This window comes from Streptomyces geranii (assembly GCF_002954775.1).
In the GTDB taxonomy this organism is placed as follows: Bacteria; Actinomycetota; Actinomycetes; order Streptomycetales; family Streptomycetaceae; genus Streptomyces; species Streptomyces geranii.
In genome coordinates this window covers 43,796-58,826 of record NZ_PJME01000019.1, presented here as the reverse complement: position 1 = coordinate 58,826, position 15,031 = coordinate 43,796, and the positions used below count along the sequence as shown (strand labels likewise).

General features: G+C 68.3%; 17 protein-coding genes and 1 pseudogene. 8 read left to right on the top strand and 10 right to left on the bottom strand.

The window, feature by feature from the left end; all coding sequences use genetic code 11:
• Position 1: 1 nt before the first annotated feature.
• Together CW359_RS24430 and CW359_RS24425 are read left to right on the top strand one after the other, a co-directional pair.
• Complete coding sequence (locus CW359_RS24430; protein WP_105972250.1) at positions 2-1,027, top strand: carbohydrate ABC transporter permease; 1,026 nt, start codon at positions 2-4, stop codon at positions 1,025-1,027.
• Between the two features lie 32 nt (positions 1,028-1,059).
• Positions 1,060-1,905 carry a carbohydrate ABC transporter permease gene (locus CW359_RS24425; protein WP_198655373.1) on the top strand — a complete coding sequence of 282 codons (846 nt, stop codon included), beginning with the start codon at positions 1,060-1,062 and terminating at the stop codon, positions 1,903-1,905.
• Between the two features lie 101 nt (positions 1,906-2,006).
• On the opposite strand, the gene CW359_RS45420 is transcribed toward CW359_RS24425, so the two are convergent.
• The 4 genes from CW359_RS45420 to CW359_RS24400 form a co-directional block, all read right to left on the bottom strand.
• A complete protein-coding gene (locus CW359_RS45420) occupies positions 2,007-3,284 on the bottom strand; it encodes a hypothetical protein (protein WP_157968630.1) in 1,278 nt (425 codons plus the stop codon).
• On the bottom strand, positions 3,281-3,862 hold the full coding sequence (locus tag CW359_RS24405; protein WP_157968629.1) for an RNA polymerase sigma factor: 582 nt from the start codon (positions 3,860-3,862) through the stop codon (positions 3,281-3,283). Before CW359_RS24405 ends, CW359_RS45420 begins: the two co-directional genes overlap by 4 nt.
• Complete coding sequence (locus CW359_RS45415; protein ID WP_157968628.1) at positions 3,859-4,110, bottom strand: hypothetical protein; 252 nt, start codon at positions 4,108-4,110, stop codon at positions 3,859-3,861. Before CW359_RS45415 ends, CW359_RS24405 begins: the two co-directional genes overlap by 4 nt.
• A 119-nt stretch (positions 4,111-4,229) precedes the next feature.
• Positions 4,230-4,691 carry a hypothetical protein gene (locus tag CW359_RS24400; protein WP_105972246.1) on the bottom strand — a complete coding sequence of 154 codons (462 nt, stop codon included), beginning with the start codon at positions 4,689-4,691 and terminating at the stop codon, positions 4,230-4,232.
• Positions 4,692-5,169: 478 nt separating this feature from the next.
• Between CW359_RS24400 and CW359_RS24390 the strand changes: the two genes are divergently transcribed.
• From CW359_RS24390 to CW359_RS24375, 4 genes are all read left to right on the top strand, one after another.
• Positions 5,170-6,111 carry a DUF4232 domain-containing protein gene (locus tag CW359_RS24390; protein WP_105972244.1) on the top strand — a complete coding sequence of 314 codons (942 nt, stop codon included), beginning with the start codon at positions 5,170-5,172 and terminating at the stop codon, positions 6,109-6,111.
• Positions 6,112-6,363: 252 nt separating this feature from the next.
• Positions 6,364-6,741, top strand: coding sequence for a DUF6281 family protein (locus CW359_RS24385; RefSeq protein WP_232838571.1), 378 nt, complete (start codon positions 6,364-6,366; stop codon positions 6,739-6,741).
• Between the two features lie 139 nt (positions 6,742-6,880).
• The gene (locus tag CW359_RS24380; protein ID WP_105972243.1) at positions 6,881-7,405 is read left to right on the top strand and encodes a P-loop nucleotide/nucleoside kinase family protein; all 525 of its coding nucleotides are present in this window, start codon (positions 6,881-6,883) and stop codon (positions 7,403-7,405) included.
• A 70-nt stretch (positions 7,406-7,475) separates the two neighbouring features.
• Positions 7,476-7,871, top strand: a complete 396-nt coding sequence (locus CW359_RS24375) for a type II toxin-antitoxin system RelE/ParE family toxin (protein WP_105972242.1) — start codon at positions 7,476-7,478, stop codon at positions 7,869-7,871.
• A 212-nt stretch (positions 7,872-8,083) separates the two neighbouring features.
• Here the strand turns inward: CW359_RS24375 and CW359_RS24370 are convergent, their stop codons facing one another.
• From CW359_RS24370 to CW359_RS24355, 4 genes and pseudogenes are all read right to left on the bottom strand, one after another.
• On the bottom strand, positions 8,084-8,674 hold the full coding sequence (locus CW359_RS24370; protein WP_105972340.1) for a TetR/AcrR family transcriptional regulator: 591 nt from the start codon (positions 8,672-8,674) through the stop codon (positions 8,084-8,086).
• A 51-nt stretch (positions 8,675-8,725) separates the two neighbouring features.
• A complete protein-coding gene (locus CW359_RS24365) occupies positions 8,726-9,808 on the bottom strand; it encodes an SMP-30/gluconolactonase/LRE family protein (RefSeq protein ID WP_232838570.1) in 1,083 nt (360 codons plus the stop codon).
• A 126-nt stretch (positions 9,809-9,934) separates the two neighbouring features.
• Positions 9,935-10,750 (bottom strand): oxidoreductase, encoded by an 816-nt coding sequence (locus CW359_RS24360; protein WP_105972241.1) that lies wholly within the window; start codon positions 10,748-10,750, stop codon positions 9,935-9,937.
• Positions 10,751-11,141: 391 nt separating this feature from the next.
• Positions 11,142-11,354 (bottom strand): annotated as a pseudogene (locus tag CW359_RS24355) (prevent-host-death protein); the annotation flags it as partial.
• 178 nt (positions 11,355-11,532) lie between these two features.
• Between CW359_RS24355 and CW359_RS24350 the strand changes: the two are divergent.
• Positions 11,533-12,405, top strand: a complete 873-nt coding sequence (locus CW359_RS24350; RefSeq protein ID WP_105972240.1) for an IclR family transcriptional regulator — start codon at positions 11,533-11,535, stop codon at positions 12,403-12,405.
• A gap of 51 nt (positions 12,406-12,456) precedes the next feature.
• On the opposite strand, the gene CW359_RS24345 is transcribed toward CW359_RS24350, so the two are convergent.
• A complete protein-coding gene (locus CW359_RS24345) occupies positions 12,457-12,960 on the bottom strand; it encodes a cupin domain-containing protein (RefSeq protein ID WP_105972239.1) in 504 nt (167 codons plus the stop codon).
• 99 nt (positions 12,961-13,059) lie between these two features.
• On the opposite strand from CW359_RS24345, the gene CW359_RS24340 reads away from it, so the two are divergent.
• Positions 13,060-13,542, top strand: a complete 483-nt coding sequence (locus CW359_RS24340) for a cupin domain-containing protein (RefSeq protein WP_232838569.1) — start codon at positions 13,060-13,062, stop codon at positions 13,540-13,542.
• 40 nt (positions 13,543-13,582) lie between these two features.
• On the opposite strand, the gene CW359_RS24335 is transcribed toward CW359_RS24340, so the two are convergent.
• Positions 13,583-15,025: an aromatic ring-hydroxylating oxygenase subunit alpha gene (locus CW359_RS24335; protein ID WP_232838568.1), complete on the bottom strand. Its 1,443-nt coding sequence runs from the start codon at positions 15,023-15,025 to the stop codon at positions 13,583-13,585.
• Between the last annotated feature and the right edge of the window lie 6 nt (positions 15,026-15,031).

The window sequence follows — 15,031 nt, the reverse complement described above, 5'->3', positions numbered from 1 at the left end:
GGTGACGGCACAGATCACGAACCCGGTGTCCGGCGCGGAGGCCCTGACCTCCACGCCGGGCCCGGCCCCCTCCCCGCCCCCGTCCCGCCTCCGTCGGCTCGCCAGGGCCGCGCTGCCGGGGCCCGCTCCCGGGGCCAACGGCGCGGCCATGTACCGCCGTTGGTGGCTGCCGTGGCTGTGGACCGCCCCCGCGGTCGTGTGCGCGGTGGTCTTCGGGGTGTTCCCGTTCCTCAACACGGTGCTGCTGTCGTTCACCAACGCCAAGCCGCTGGGCGGCGCCGCGAGTTTCGTCGGGCTCGACAACTACACACGGATGCTCCAGGACGACGACTTCTGGCTCGCGACCCGCAACAGCATCCTGTACGCGGTGATCGTCGTACCGCTGATGGTGCTGCTGCCGCTGATGCTGGCGGTCCTGGTGGAGAAGAACCTCCCGGGCATCGGCTTCTTCCGTTCCGCCTTCTACACACCGGTGTTGGCCTCCAGCGTGGTCGTGGGCCTGAGCTGGCAGTGGCTGCTCGCGGACGACGGCCTGGTCAACACCTGGCTGGAGAAAGCCCACTTGATCAAGTCGGCGATCCCCTTCCTCTCCGACTCGTGGCTGATCCTGCTCTCCGCGATGGGCCTGACCCTGTGGAAGGGCCTGGGCTGGTACATGGTCTTCTACCTGGCCGCCCTCGGGAACGTGCCCAAGGAACTGCACGAGGCCGCGCAGATGGACGGCGCGGGTGCGGTCCGCCGCTTCTTCCACATCACGGTCCCCGGCGTACGGACGGCCATGATGCTCGTAGGCACCCTCACCGGCATCGGCTCTCTCCGGGTCTTCACGGAGATCTACATGCTCGGCAGCTCCACCGGCGGCCCCGGCGGCGCCGACCGCACCCTGCCGTTCTACATCCGGGACGTCGGCCTGGACCCGATCACCGGCAACGCGGGCTACGGCTCGGCCGTCAGCGTGGCCCTGTTCGCTCTCACCCTGGGCCTGACCCTGCTGGCGCAACGCCTGACGAAGGAGGACGAGTCGTGAGCACGGCCGCTGTCGACAAGCGCCGACGCCTGATGCCGCGCTGGCGGGACTACGGCCGCCCGCGCGAACTCCTCGTCCGCTACCTGCTGTTGCTCCTGGTCCTCGGCCTCACAGTGGGCCCACTCCTCTGGCAGCTGCTGGCCTCCCTGAAGGGCACGAGCGAGGACGTCTTCGGCGCGAACGCCACCCTGCTGCCGCACGACCCGACCCTGCGCGCGTACCGGACGGTCTTCGACCAGGTGCCGGTGTGGTCGTACATCCAGAACAGCCTGATCGTGGTCGCCCTGTCGGTCACCAGCCAGCTGGTCTTCTCCACGACGGCCGGCTACATGCTCTCCAAGCCCGCCTGGAAGGGCCGCAGGGCGGTCTGGGTGGTGCTGATCGCCTCGATGATGTTCCCCTTCGAGTCGATCATGGTCTCGCTGTTCATCAGCATCCGCGACCTGGGCCTGGTCGACAGCCTGGCGGGCGTATGGCTGCCGGGCTTCGTCGGCGCCATCAACGTCATGCTGATGCGCGGCGCGTTCCTCGCGGTCCCGCGCGAGATCGAGGACGCGGCGATGCTGGACGGCACGAGCGAGTGGCAGCGCTTCAGGTACCTGTATCTGCCGTCCGCGTGGGGCGCGATCATGGTGGTCGTCATCAACACGTTCATCAGCGCCTGGGACGACTTCCTGTGGCCCCTGATCGTGCTGCGCTCGGAAGCCAACATGACGCTGACGCTGGGCCTTTCACGCCTCCAGTCGTCGTCGTTCGGCTACGACCAGCGGATGGTGATGGCGGGGTCGGTGATCTCTGTGGTGCCGGTGCTGGTGCTGTTCGTGATTACGCAGCGGTGGTTCTATCGGGGGGTGGCTTCGGGGGCGGTGAAGATCTGAGGGGCCGGTGGGCCGGCACCTTTCCGTACGACACCTTTCCGTACGGCACCCCTGCGGACGGCACCCTTCCGGGCGGTGCCGTCCGCCTCCTGCACGACGGCCTATTCGTGAGTGACGAAGTCCTCCACCGTCGCGGTGCCCGAACGCACCGTCCACACCCCGCTGCCCACGGGGGTCTCCTCCGAACGAGCCTTGAGATCCTCGATGTCGACGCCGTTCGGCCAGCTGGTTCCGTCCGGGGACCAGCGGACCCCGGTGAGGTCGATTCCGTTCAGGTCGACGCCGCTCAGGTCCGATGTCGTGAAGTCGTTGAGGAATGCGTCGACCAAGTCCGTGTCCAGGCCGGGCAGTTCGCGGCCGAGTGTGCTGCGGATGGCCTGCCTCACGTCCTCGGCACGGGTGTTCACCAGGTCGTGGGCGAGGGCGAGGTTGAATGCCTGGGGACGGGCGGGGCCGTGGTCCGGTGCGCGGAAGCCGCCGATGTCGAGGCTCAGGCCGAGGTCGAAGTGACGGTCGACGACGCGGGCGGACGCGCGGGCATGGGCTCGGTCGAGGGCACGGGCGAGATCGTGGGCGCAGGGGCGAGCCAGGGCGTGCTCGTGGTCGAGGGCGTGATTGAGATCGTGGACGAGGACGCGGGCACGGGCGAGGTCGTCGGCGCGGGTCAGGTCATACGTGCGGGCCAGGTCGAGGGCGTGGGCCAGCTGGAGGGCATGGGTCAGGTCGAAGGTGCGGGCACGGATGCCGGCGAGGTCGTGGTCGAGAACGCGTACGTGGGCGAGGTCGAGATCCTCGGCGAGGTCGTGGGCGAGGCTGCGGGCGAGGTCGAGGGCGCGGGCGTGCGCCAGGTCGAGGTTGAAGACCAGGGCGTGGGCAAGGTCGCCCATGTGGGTGACGTCGAGGGCGAGGCCACGGGCGAGGACGAAGGTGTGGAACGCGCGGGTGACGTCGGGGTGGGTGCGCAGTTGCAGACGGGTCTGCGGGCTGACGGACAGCAGGAGTTGCTCGGCCGCCGAGGAACCGGTGCCGGTTTCGGTGCCAGTGTCCGCCGTGCTCGGCTCCGGTCGGGCGGGAGGCTCGGGGGGAGTTGGAGACTCGGGCGGAGCCGTGGGAAGCACCTCGCGCAGACCCGCCTCGACGTCGAGGACGGCGTCGAGGTCGTCGGTCATGGCGGCGGGGCGGGACTGGAGCAGCACCTCGCGCAGCCCGGCTTCGACATCGAGGAAGGCGCCGAGGTCGTGCGTGAGGACACGCTGCCGGTCGAGCCAGCGGTCCACGGCCTGATCGTCGATGACCTGATCGCCGGTGCCGGTCTCAAGGCGCTCGTGCAAGTGCTCGTACTTGTGCCCATGCTCGTACTCATGCTCGTGCTCGGTCACTGCTCCTCCTCCCCGTGGGCGATCATCGCGGCGATCGCGCGACGGGCCTTCTTGAGGCTGGCCCGTACCGCGTCGGAGGTCAGTCCGAGCTGCTCGGCGATCTCCGAGGGGGTGAACTCGCTGATGGTCCAGGCGAGGACCTGCCGTTGCCGGGGCGGCAGCGCCGGGAGCTGCCGCAGCACGTCGTGCCTGGCCTCCCATTCCGCCACGGCGTTCGGCCGCAGCAGCGGCGACAGCGGATCGGGCAGCGGATCGGCGGGCTCCTCCCGGACCCGGGTGGCCTGCCGGATGTACGCGCGTGAGGCGACCGTATGGACCCAGGCCCGGGGCGTACGAATCCCGGTCCAACCGCGGTACGCCTTGGTCATGGTGTCCTGGGCGATGTCCGCGGCCTCCGGCAACGAGGCGCCCTGGTTGACCAGGAACCCGGTCAGATCGCGGATGGTCCGGCGGTAGAAGTCGGAGAACTCCTCGTCCAGGGTGAGGCGTTCGTGGATGCGCCGGTCGAGGGCGGCGTGGTCGGCCTCCGGTGCGGCGGCGCGGGGATCGACACCGTCCGCCGGTTCGTGGGTGTTCACTCGTCCCCCTCCCGCGTGCGGGCCGGTCCACAGGTCAGCTCCACCCTCAACCGGCCCCCGTCGTCCCGATGTTCGTCGACCTTGAGCTGGCCTCCCGCGGCCACCGCCTCGACGGTACCGGCGAGGTACTGCCGTTGCGCCTGCTCGTGCCGTACCCGCCAGCGCAGCCGCAACCACAGGCTGAACAGGGCACATGCCTGGCTGACGACGATCGAGACGACGGTGACAGCGGCGGTGGCCGGGTCCATGGATGTCTCCCCACTCGTACGGGTCCCGGGGCCGGACGTCCGGCCCGTCATGGGGGAGAGCCCGGAACCCCCGACTCCGTGAACCCGTTCTCGGCAACCGTCGCCGAGCAGCGAGGCCGCTACCGCCGTTCCTCGTGGACAGTCATGTCACCGGCGGACTGGAAGACCCGGCCGTGATCCCTGGCGTGCGCGTTCATGACGACCGTGGCGGCGCCGGAGGCGTCCCCACCCTGCGCGCGCTGCGCGGCTGCCCACTCCAGGAGAGCCTCCAACTGGGCGGCTGCTTCCTCACGTTCGACGTCGTCGAGACCGTCGAGAAAATCTTCGATACGGGTCTGCCACACGGTCTCCTGCCGCGCGACCGCCCGTGCGTCCCCGGAGTCACCTGCGGCCCCGGCGGCCTGTTCGAGTTCCGTACGGGTCCGGTCGAGCCGTTCGAGGACGGCTTGCTGCGACTGCCCTTCCCGGCCCAGGAGTTGAGCCACCCGGGCCCGCAACCCCTCCCAGGCATCACTGCCCGCCGCCTGCACGATCGCCCCGCCCCCGGCCGCGGCGAGCGCCGCCAACGCTTCGGCCAACATGAATGTCCTCCTCAGCAGTGAACAGCCGAGCCGCAGAACTACAGCCCCGCTGAACGGACCGTAGCGTCCGACCAGTCGTCCCCACCGACCTTCGGCGAAATCGCGCATACAACCCGAATTCGGCTCCCGCCGGTTCGGGTACGGCCGCGAGACACGGCCGCGAGCTACGGCTCCGACGGGCTACGACGCATACCGCGTCACCTCGGTCACCCGGCACTTGATCTTCACGTCGATCGTGTCCAGGCCCTGCGCCGTCTCCTCCGCCCGCTGCCCGGGCGCGAGGTTGTCGACCGCCGCGAAGCACGACGAACACCGCGAACACTCCGAGACAACTGAACCGATGATCTTCCCCGCGCTGCAAGACCCCGCACGGGCCCGCACTGCTGCTGACTCGCGCCGTCGAACTTGTGACACCCCCGTGGCCGGAACTATGGCCTCCATCACACACAGAGAGTTCGCGCACTGATCGGATGACCGGATGCGCAGACCCACCCCCCTCCGCCCGTCCTTCGCCAGCACCGCCCCCCTCCTGTCGGCTCTCGCCGCCACCGCTCTGCTGCTCACGGCCTGCGGGACGGAGAACTCCGGCGCCGGGAACTCCGGCGCCGGTACGGCCGTACCGCCGTCTGCCGCGCAGGTCGACGATCCGGGCAAGGACGGCGTACGTATCACCTCGCTGACCCTCCCGTCGCCCTCGCCCTCGCCCACCCGCAGCTACTCAGTCTCCGCCGACAGCCTCGCCACGGACTCGGGGGTCGTCGCCGGCTACGAGGTCACCAACACGGGCACCGAGGCCATGACCTACTCGGTCGTCTTCACCTTCATGAGCGGTGACGGCGGGGCCGTGACCAACCAGACGGCGACCGTGCGCGACGTCGATCCCGGCAAGACCGTGCGGGGCACTGTCCGAGCGGGGCAACTGCCGTCCGCCGCACCGCGGGTGACGCAGGCCAAGGTGCTCCAGGTGACCAAGGTCCCCGCGGGCGAGGCGCCGACCGAACCGGGCACCTGCCCCGCGTCCGGGGTCCGGGTCAGCGCCGACGAGGGCGACGCGGCCATGGGGCTGCGTCTCGACAACTGCGGCACGCGTGACTACACCGTCAAGGGCTACCCGCTGCTGGAGCTGTTGGACAACGACCTCAAGCCTGTCGACAGCGTCGAGATCCTCGACGGCAGCGGCGAGATCACCACCGGCGCCGGGCCCGACGAGCAGCCCCGTCCCGTCACGCTCGGACCCGGCGAGTCGGCCACCGCCGCCCTGGTCTGGCGCAACACCACCGGGTCCGGCACGCCGGTGAACGTGCCCTATGTGCGGGTCCGGGCGAAGGCCGGTGCCGCCCCGGTGACGGTGACCCCGAACCTCGATCTCGGAACCACCGGAAAGCTCGGGGTCAGACCGTGGGAGAAAGCGGAGCGCTAGGTGTTCTGTCCTCGGCATCCCCCAGCCAAGAGGCAAGAGGGGAGGAACCAGAGGAACCGGACGAGGGCGTTCACAACACACTTGCCGCGGCCTCGAAGCCGGCGTCCGTCCGCACGAACGAAAACATCCTCCGCTCCGTCGGTACTCATGAGGAAGGTGGGGACAGTCGGCAGGAGCCGCGTCCTCACGTCTCGTCTCTCGCCTCTCGCCGCATTCATCCGGAGGATGTCAATGAGCTGGGTCGGACGATCCATGAGCGTTGTACTGGCAGTCGCCGCCATGGCGTCGGCCGCGTGCACATCGCAGGGAAGCAGTACCGATGAGGGGTCGTCGTCCTGCGCCTACCAGATCCTGTACGAAGGCCGCACCTACCAGGACGTCGCCGACGCGGAGTTCACCATCGGCGAGCAGCTCGGCAACGCCACCCTGCCGGCGTGCGACGACACCGGTGGCCAGGACGAAACCGGCGGGTCAGGCACAAAGCTGACCGTGTACGCGGTGGACGGCATCTCCCCGAAGACGGCCGTCGCGGTCGGAGAGACACCGGAGGGAGCCATACTCGTCGCTGTCCCCTCCGGCACCGAGCTTCCGCCCGCCGTGAGGAAGCTGATCGACGGCTCACGACAGTGACGGTGACGGTGGCAGTGAGGCGAGGTCAGGTGAGACGAGGTCGCGCTCGTCGCCATGCCGTCGAGGCGCGAAAAGGTCCCGACGATCTTCGCGTAAGAAAGCAGTTGCCCTCCCTTTCGTTTCCTTGAACGATCCGTGCGTGACGACGTTGTTCCTGATTGTCGGCCTGCCAGGGGCCGGAAAGACCACGAGGGCTCGGCAACTGGCCAAGGAGCACAACGCGCTGCGGCTGACGCCGGACGAGTGGATGCTCCCGCTGTTCGGCGATCCGCAGCCTGCCGGGAAGCGCGATGTGCTGGAAGGACGGCTGCTCTGGCTCGGCCTGGAGGCGCTGAGGGTCGGCACCGACGTGATCCTGGACTACAGCTGCTGGTCCCGTGACGAGAGGTCCGCGATCCGCTGGCTGGTGGGGAACGCGGGTGCGTCCTGTCGCATGGTGTACATGCCGGTGTCCCCTGAGACCCAGAGCGCTCGGGTCGCCCATCGCCAGTCGACCGCCCCGGAGCAGACCTTCCGGATGAGCGAGGCGGACCTCTCGCACGGGAGAACGCTGTTCGAGGAACCCGACGTCACGGAACTCGACGGACACGAGGTGGGCGATCCACCTCCTGGCTGGCCGGGTTGGCCTGAGTGGGCCGCGGATCGGTGGCCGTCGCTCGCGTGACTGTCGGCCCCACTGTCGACCTGCGGCGCATCCGCTTGCCCGAAATATTAGGACGTGCTGATTTTCCGATGTGGCCGGACCCTATGAGCTGAGGTTCTTCGAAGATGCACTGGACTGGATCAAGACGCTCGCGAAAGAAGACCCGGACAGTCATCTACACGTGATAGCCGCACTGGAACGGCTCCAAATGGTGGGTCCAGCGCTGCGCCGCCCGACTGTCGGCGCGATCGAAAGAAGCCGTTACCGCAGCATGCGGGAACTGCGTCCACGCAACGGCGGGACGGTCAGCATTCGGATGCTGTTCGTGTTCGGCCCCGAGCGTCGAGCCATCTTTCTTGTGGTCGCGAGATGGACCTGCTCCGCCTGGATGCGCGCCGCATCCAGCTCGGACGGGGGATTCTGGCCTGTGGCCAGCGAGTCCACGAATGCGATCGCTTCCGGGCTCAGTTCAACAGCAGCGCGGTAAGACATTTAGCACCTCCATGGCGCTATTTGGGTATACCGGCCCGCCAGGACCAGTCTCGCCAGGGTTTGTCAGCGGTGTTAGTGGAGTGGTCGGCGTGGCCGATCTCGTCTGCCACGGCGCGGGCGACCTCGACGGCGAAGCGGATGCGGTTTCGAGGGAGCCGCCGACCTCGTTCGACCGAACCAGCTGCTGATCGGTACGCGGATGGCGTCTCAGTTGTGCTGCTCGACATCCAGCAGTGCGAGGGCGTTGCGCACGCCCTGTTCGAGGAGTTGGTCGGCGAGCCGCCGGTCGGTCAGGGCACGGGAGAGCTGCAGCGTCCCGGCCATCATGCCGAGGAGGCCCAGTGCCCGCAGACGTGCCGATGGTGGATCGTGGGGTGCCAGGCGGGCGGCGAAGCCGTCGATGAGGACCAGCGCGCCGTCGGTATAGGCCTGCCGGGTGGGATCCGTGGAGCGTGCGATCTCGTCGAGCAGGGCGGCGTTGGGGCAGCCGTCCTCGATGTTGTCGCGCTGCTCGGGGGAGAAGTACCAGCGCACGATCTGTTCGAGTCCGGCCCGGCCGGGTGCCGCCTGCGCGACGATGCTCTCGTGCTGGGCGCGCATCTGGTCGGCGACCGCGGTGGCGACGAGTTCGTCCTTGGAGGGGAAGTAGGCGTAGAAGGTGCCGTTGGTCAGGCCCGCGTCCTTCATGAGCGTGGCGACGCCGGAGCCGTCGATGCCGTTGCGCTTGAGTCGGCGGCCGGCCGTCGCGATGATCCGCTGCCGTGTCTCCTGCTTGTGTTCTTTCGTGTACCGCACGATGTGTTCCTCCATGGCAGCCGGGTTTGTGCCCCGGCTGCCGTGCTGGTCGGGTCAGTGGGCCGCGCCTGCGAGGAGAGCGGGGAAGTTGATCCTGGCGGTCTGCAGTTTCGGGTCGTGGGGCTCGGGGACTCCGCCGTCGGTGATGTACAGCTTGTTGCCGCGGACCGCGGTCGCGGAGGGCGAGGCGAGACCGTCCGCGCTGGTCATGACGGGCTTGTAGGTGCCGTTGGGGTAGATGACCACGACCCTGTCGGGGCCGTTGTTCGAGGAGGAGCCGTTCTGCGCCGCGAACACGACGTCGGAGTGGGGGGTGAGGAAGCTGATGTCGTCGATGTTGGGCAGGCCGCCGGTGACCTGTCGGATGGGGCCTGCCGTGCCGGTGGCGGTGACCGGGATCCGCAGCAGGGTGCCCTTGTTGAAGTTGGTGGCCCACAGGGCGCCGTTGTGGAACCTGAGCCCGTTGGCGCCGATCGGCAGGGCTTCGGTGGGTACCGGCGCGAGAGCGGCGTCGGTCAGCCACGGGGTCGGTGATCCGCCCGAGACGGGAACGGACCAGATGACGCCCTTGAGGCTGTCCGCGATATAGAGGGTGCGTCCGGCCGTATCGATGGCCAGCCCGTTGGGGCCCGCGTCGGCCGGCAGAGCGGCGATCCGCCGCGGAGTACCGTCCGCACCCAGCGTGTACACGCCGTTCCTGGCCGCGTTGCCCGGGGCCCACACGCTGTAGTAGACGCTGCCGTCACTGCCGCGGGTGTTGCCGCTGATCGCCTCGCCCACCTGCCCGCCGGCCAGCACCGTGCGCTCTCCGGACACGGAGATACGCATCAGCTGCGGCCCGTGGGTGCGCTCGCACACCGCGCAGCTGCCGAGCAAGGACAGGGTCACCGAGCCGTCGGGGTTCACGGTGATGTTCTCCGGGATCTCGCCGGCGGCGAAGTCGAACGTCGCCGCGGTCCGGACGTCGGTGACAACGGATCCGCGGTTCGAGTGGCCCGTCCACGCGGACGCGGACGGCGCCGACACCAGGACGGCAGCCGTCGCGGTGACCGCCAGCGCGATGCCGACGTTCCTCTTCAGGAAACGCCGAGCGCGCGATGCACTGCGCCGGGCCGTTTGCTGGTGCTGCTGCTGCATGACTCTCCTCGGTGATTCAACGAGTGACTGATCGATGGACTTGCGGGGACATCAGGGATGTCAGTGACGTCGCGCACGGCGGAGACATCCGGGTGGAATCGGCGCCTTTGAAGCCGGACCGGGATGTCAGTCGGGCAGGCGGTTGTTCTTGCGGATCTGCTTGTCGAACACTCCGGCGGGGACGAGGCGGCGCGCCGTGGTGACGCGTGAGGCCAGCGGGCCGGCGGTGTAGCGCAGCTTCGGCTTCTTGTCGGTGGCCGCGGTGACGATCACCTTGGCGACGACGGCGGGGTCGTCGCCGTCCTTCATCGCCTGCGCCATCACCTCGTCGAAGACGCGCCGCCGCTCCGCGTACAGGGCCAGCGGGGTGTCGGGCTGCGCGGCGTTGGTGTCGAAGCTGGTCCTGGTGTAGGCGGGCTGGACGAGGAGGACCCGAACGCCGTACTCGCGGACCTCGTGGTCCAGCGACTCCGAGTAGCCCTCGATGGCGTGTTTCGCGGCGACGTAGAGGGCCATGAAGGGCTGGGGGGCGACCCCGAGGACGGACGAGATGTTGATGACGCGTCCGCCACCCTGGGCACGCATGTGCGGCAGGACGGCCTTGGTCATACGGATGACACCGAGGACGTTGATGTTCAGGACGTTCTGGGCCTGGGCGACGGAGTTCTCCTCGACGGCGCCCGCCGAGCCGATGCCCGCGTTGTTGACCAGGACGTCGATGCGTCCGAACCGTTCGATCACCTCCGCGACCGCGGCGGTGGCCGAGCCGTCACTGCCGACGTCGAGATCGAGGTACGTCACACCGGCGGGCGGGGTGAGCCCGGAGGCCCTGCGGCCGGTTCCGATCACCTCGAAACCCGCCGCGACGAAGGCGCGGGCCGTCTCCTTGCCGATCCCCGATGAGGCACCTGTCACAAGCGCCACCGGTCGAGTTGCCGCCATCACGAGCTCCCTTGTTTTGAAGTACGTCCGTATGTCTTACGTTCGTACGACCATATGGCGGTCGCCGGTCGATGGCAAGTCGTCACGGCCGGCGATTCGAGAAGGATCCGGGAAACGTGAGGTGCAGCACGGGAAAGGCCATGAGCGGACGACGAGCCGGAACCGTCGGCCGACCTCTGCACGCGGTCTCTTTTGATGCGCTTTGCTAAATTTTCTCTTTATGTGCATATCTGGCTACCGCGCCGGCGAACCGCGGGCCCCGGTCCTGCATGCATCGCAAGAGACCCCTGCCGCCGGGAAACAAGGGCGGCCTGCCGCGCATATCGCATGTTCGAAGCTGGTGGCGCACAGGGCCCAGACGGCCGCGGCGAGGGGTCGGCGTCCTCGGACGTCAGGCGGATGAGTTCGTGGAAGATCGCGGCGCCTTCCCAAGCTGCGCGATCACCGTCGCCGCGCCCTCACCACGCTCAGTGAACAGGTCGGCAAGCAGGTCAGCCATGGTCACGATGGGGCCGTTCTCGGCCAGAACGACTTCGGCCTCGCGCGCCGGCAGTTCGTCGGCCGCATCCTCCAGCGCGTTGAAGTCGGCGATGGGGACAACCTCCACCCCGTCGACCCCGCCCCCGCCAGGACGCGCACGACCCTTGACGCACGCACACCGTCAGGGCGATTCTGATTAGAGGATACTCATTAGGTGATGAACATGGTGTGGCCTGGCAATTCGTCCATTACGTGGCGGAATTGAGGAGGGCAATGGTGCCCTGAACAGGAAGGTGGCAGCCATGGCGTGGAGTTCGGGGCGTGGGGTGTCGGTGGCGTCGGTGGGAGCCGTCAGCGAGCCTCCGCGTGAATGCGTCCTCTCGATGGGAACCGGCGGCCACGACGAGGAAGTCGGCGAGCGGCGCAGCCCGGAGCGGACCGTTCTTGGGCGGGTCGCCACCATCATGGACGCCTTCAACGGCGGTCAGCAGGTGCTCGGGCTCGGTGATCTCAGTGAGCGCACCTCGCTGCCCAAGTCGACCCTGCACCGGCTGGCCGACCAGCTCTGCCAGGTCGGCTGGCTTGAGCGTGATCCGGGCGGCTACCGGGTCGGTATGCGGCTGTTCGAGCTGGGGGGACTCGCCGTCGAGGGGAACAGGCTGCAGGAGGCCGCCTTCCCGCATCTGCAGGCCCTCGCCGCCAAGACCGGGATGTCCGTGCAACTCGGCATCCTCGACGGGACCGAGGTCGTGTATCTCGAACGTATCGTCGTGGGCCCGGTCCGGCTGCCCACCCGGCGCGGTGGACGCCAGCCCGCCTACTGCACCGCGCTCGGCAAGGCCATGGCCGCCTTCGACGGCGAGGCCATGCGCGCGGTCGTCTCCTCGGAGATGCCCAGGAGAACGGCGAACACCATCACCGAACCCTTCGCCCTGTGGACCGAGTTGGACCAGATTCGTAAGGTCGGCGTCGCGTTCGACCGTAGTGAGGCGTACGAGGAACTCGTCTGTGTCGCCGCCCCGATCCGCAGCGCGGGGCGCGCGATCGGGGCGGTGTCCGTCACCGGGTCCGCCGGTCGGATGAGGTGGCGGATGGCGTCCGATGCCGTGCGCGGTACGGCCGCCGCCATCTGGAACGCCAGCTTCAGGATCGGGAGCGCCGGCATCCGGATGTGACAGACCTCCGACAGGCCTTCAACACACCTCCAACAGGCCTCCAACAGACCTTCAGCTGTGGATCCAGCCCTCGTCGTGCCAGTACGTCAGCAGCTTCTCCATCGGTTCCGGCCACGTCTCCACGTACGTCACGCCCTCCGGACCCGCCGTCATCAGGTACGGCGTGCCGGCCGTGCTGATCCAGAACTCGCCCGGCCCGACCGTCCTGCTGCCCTCCTCGCCGTCCTTGCCCCACGTCACGTGGAAGCTGCCGGCGAAGACGATGATCAGCTCGTCGAGGTTGTGGTGGTGGCGGGGCACCGCGAAGTTCGGGGCGCAGCGCAGGCCGTTGAGGTTGAACGAGCCGTCGACCCTGGTCGCGAACCACATGTTGCCCTCGAAGGTCTTCGCCATGTCGACCGGGGCGTCGGCCAGGAGGCCGCCCTCGGCCCAGAGGTAGGTGGGGGCGGACTGGTCGACCGGCAGGTCGATCCAACCACCGCCCCCGCCACCGCCCCCGCTCCCGTCGTCCCCACCCTCGTCGTCGGACAGCAGACTGAAGAATTCGATTGCCATGAATCGATTCTGGGGACCTGCGTCAGGGGTGTCATCCGTCAGTCCCATTGGACGGAACAGGGCGACGACAGCGTCCGCGGCCGTGCCTACGGTTGCCGCATGACACTTGTTTTCGATGATCTGGTGGCCGACTCGGACTGGCTCCCGATGGACCTCGACCAGCAACACTTTCCCAGCTACTTCTGGCACGCGGGCGGTCTGCTGCGCGACGCGCCGGTGGACTTCCGGGCGACCTTCGACGGCGCGATGTGGGTGACCAGCAAGCCGATCGACATGCCGCGCTTCAACCGCAACCCCCTGCGCGTACGAGCCCACTTCACCGTGCCCCGGCACCACCACAACATGGACGAGATGCTCTTCGTCCTCGCGGGCGAGTACAGCATCGAGTACGACGAGGACGAGGACCAGGGGGGCGGGACGCGGACCGTGCGCGTCGGGCCCGGCGACTTCTTCCTCAGTCGCGCCGGTACGCCGTACACGATGACCGCCGGGCCGGAAGGCGTCACCTACATCGAGACCTGGCCGAAGCCGGTCACCGAGCTTCAGACGTACTGGCACGACGTCGGCTGGGTCCGGCGCTGAGGTGACGCGCCGGACCCAGCCGTTCCACCAAGAATGCGACTCAGTCGGCCCAGAGGAAACGGTCCGCGACCCGGTGGTGGTTGTAGATCGTCATCTCCTGCTCCTCGCTCAGCCGGTGGCCGTCGAAGCTCGGGGAGTGCATGCCTACGGTGACCTCCTTGGCGTTCATCAGGTCCTGGGTGAAGATCTCGCCCAGGTCGGCCTCGCGGAAGTCCTCGAAGAACTGGGGCTGGAAGTCGCGCTTCTTGTCGTAGTCGGCGACGGGGACCTGGTCGAGGCTGAAGATCTCGAACAGGCAGCTGTCCGGGTCGAGGCCGTTGGGGCGGGCCCGGTAGCCGAACACCGAGCCCTGGTTGGGCAGCAGGATCGTGTTCGGGAAGACGTTCCACGCCGTTCCGGCCTCCGCCCACTGCTGGGCGGTGATCTGCGGCCAGTCGTAGCCCTCGGCGAGGGACAGCTCGCGGTACAGCTGGAGGTAGTGCTGGCCGGCGGTCGTACCCTCCGGCACCTCCGCCGTCTTGAGCGCCTCGGCGGCCCGCCAGCTCCGCTCGTTCTCCAGGCCCCGCATGTCGTCGGCGATGTACTGCACGCTGAGCGCGACGGCGAGCCGTTCGTCGGTGATGGCCTCCGTGCTGCCGCGGTCGCTCGGGTCCTTGGCGGCGTTCTCGGCGACCACGTTCTTCTTCTGGCCGACGCTCGAATAGTGCGCGTGCCGCTCGTAGACCGTCGTGGGCGCCCACATCCGGTTCTCGAGTTCCTTCAGCGAGGCGATGTTGGTGTTCGACTTGTCGAACCGGAAGAGCTGCGGATGCGTCCCCGCCACGTGGTACGCCTCAAGGAAACCGTCCAGCGCCGTCTTCCAGTTGCACGGCAGCAGCACGCTCTTGAACCACCGGTACCGCATGTGCTCGAACTGGAACGGCTCGAAGATCCTCGGGATCGGGTCGAGGTATTCGAGCAGCGGCCTGGCCTCCGGGTCCATGTTGATGAACACGAACCCGCCCCACTGCTCCGCCCGCACCTGTACGAGGCCGAGGTCGTCGTCCGAGCGGGGCACGAACTCCTCGCGGTCGAGGACCAGCCTGATCGAGCCGTCCAGATTCCAACGCCAGCCGTGGAAGGGGCAGATGAGCGAGCCGACACGGCCCCGGCCGCGCGCGAGGCGGGTGCCCCGGTGCCGGCACGCGTTGAAGTAGGCGCGGATCGAGTCCTTGGCCTCCCGCACGATCAGGATCGAGTGACCGCCGATCTCGTACTCCACGAAGCAGCCGACGCCCGGGAGTTCCTCGACTCGGCAGGCCATCAGCCAGGCCTTCGTGAACACCCGCTCCAGTTCCAGTTTGAGGAACTCGGGGTCCAGATAACGGCCCTTGGGCACGAACGCACGCGAGAGCCGGTACTTCTCCGGGACCTTCTCGGGGGGTACATCACCCTCGAACCAGGGAACGCGCCGCTCCAGCCGGGGTTCGGTTTCCACAGACACCAGAAA

Excerpts from the sequence above, each read along its gene's own strand:
- CW359_RS24425 (WP_198655373.1), top strand. The coding sequence starts at position 1,060 with ATGCCGCGCTGGCGGGACTACGGCCGCCCGCGCGAACTCCTCGTCCGC.
- CW359_RS45415 (WP_157968628.1), bottom strand. The coding sequence starts at position 4,110 with ATGGACCCGGCCACCGCCGCTGTCACCGTCGTCTCGATCGTCGTCAGC.
- CW359_RS24400 (WP_105972246.1), bottom strand. The coding sequence starts at position 4,691 with ATGTTGGCCGAAGCGTTGGCGGCGCTCGCCGCGGCCGGGGGCGGGGCG.
- CW359_RS24390 (WP_105972244.1), top strand. The coding sequence starts at position 5,170 with ATGCGCAGACCCACCCCCCTCCGCCCGTCCTTCGCCAGCACCGCCCCC.
- CW359_RS24385 (WP_232838571.1), top strand. The coding sequence starts at position 6,364 with ATGAGCGTTGTACTGGCAGTCGCCGCCATGGCGTCGGCCGCGTGCACA.
- CW359_RS24365 (WP_232838570.1), bottom strand. The coding sequence starts at position 9,808 with ATGCAGCAGCAGCACCAGCAAACGGCCCGGCGCAGTGCATCGCGCGCT.
- CW359_RS24360 (WP_105972241.1), bottom strand. The coding sequence starts at position 10,750 with ATGGCGGCAACTCGACCGGTGGCGCTTGTGACAGGTGCCTCATCGGGG.
- CW359_RS24350 (WP_105972240.1), top strand. The coding sequence starts at position 11,533 with ATGGCGTGGAGTTCGGGGCGTGGGGTGTCGGTGGCGTCGGTGGGAGCC.
- CW359_RS24345 (WP_105972239.1), bottom strand. The coding sequence starts at position 12,960 with ATGGCAATCGAATTCTTCAGTCTGCTGTCCGACGACGAGGGTGGGGAC.
- CW359_RS24340 (WP_232838569.1), top strand. The coding sequence starts at position 13,060 with ATGACACTTGTTTTCGATGATCTGGTGGCCGACTCGGACTGGCTCCCG.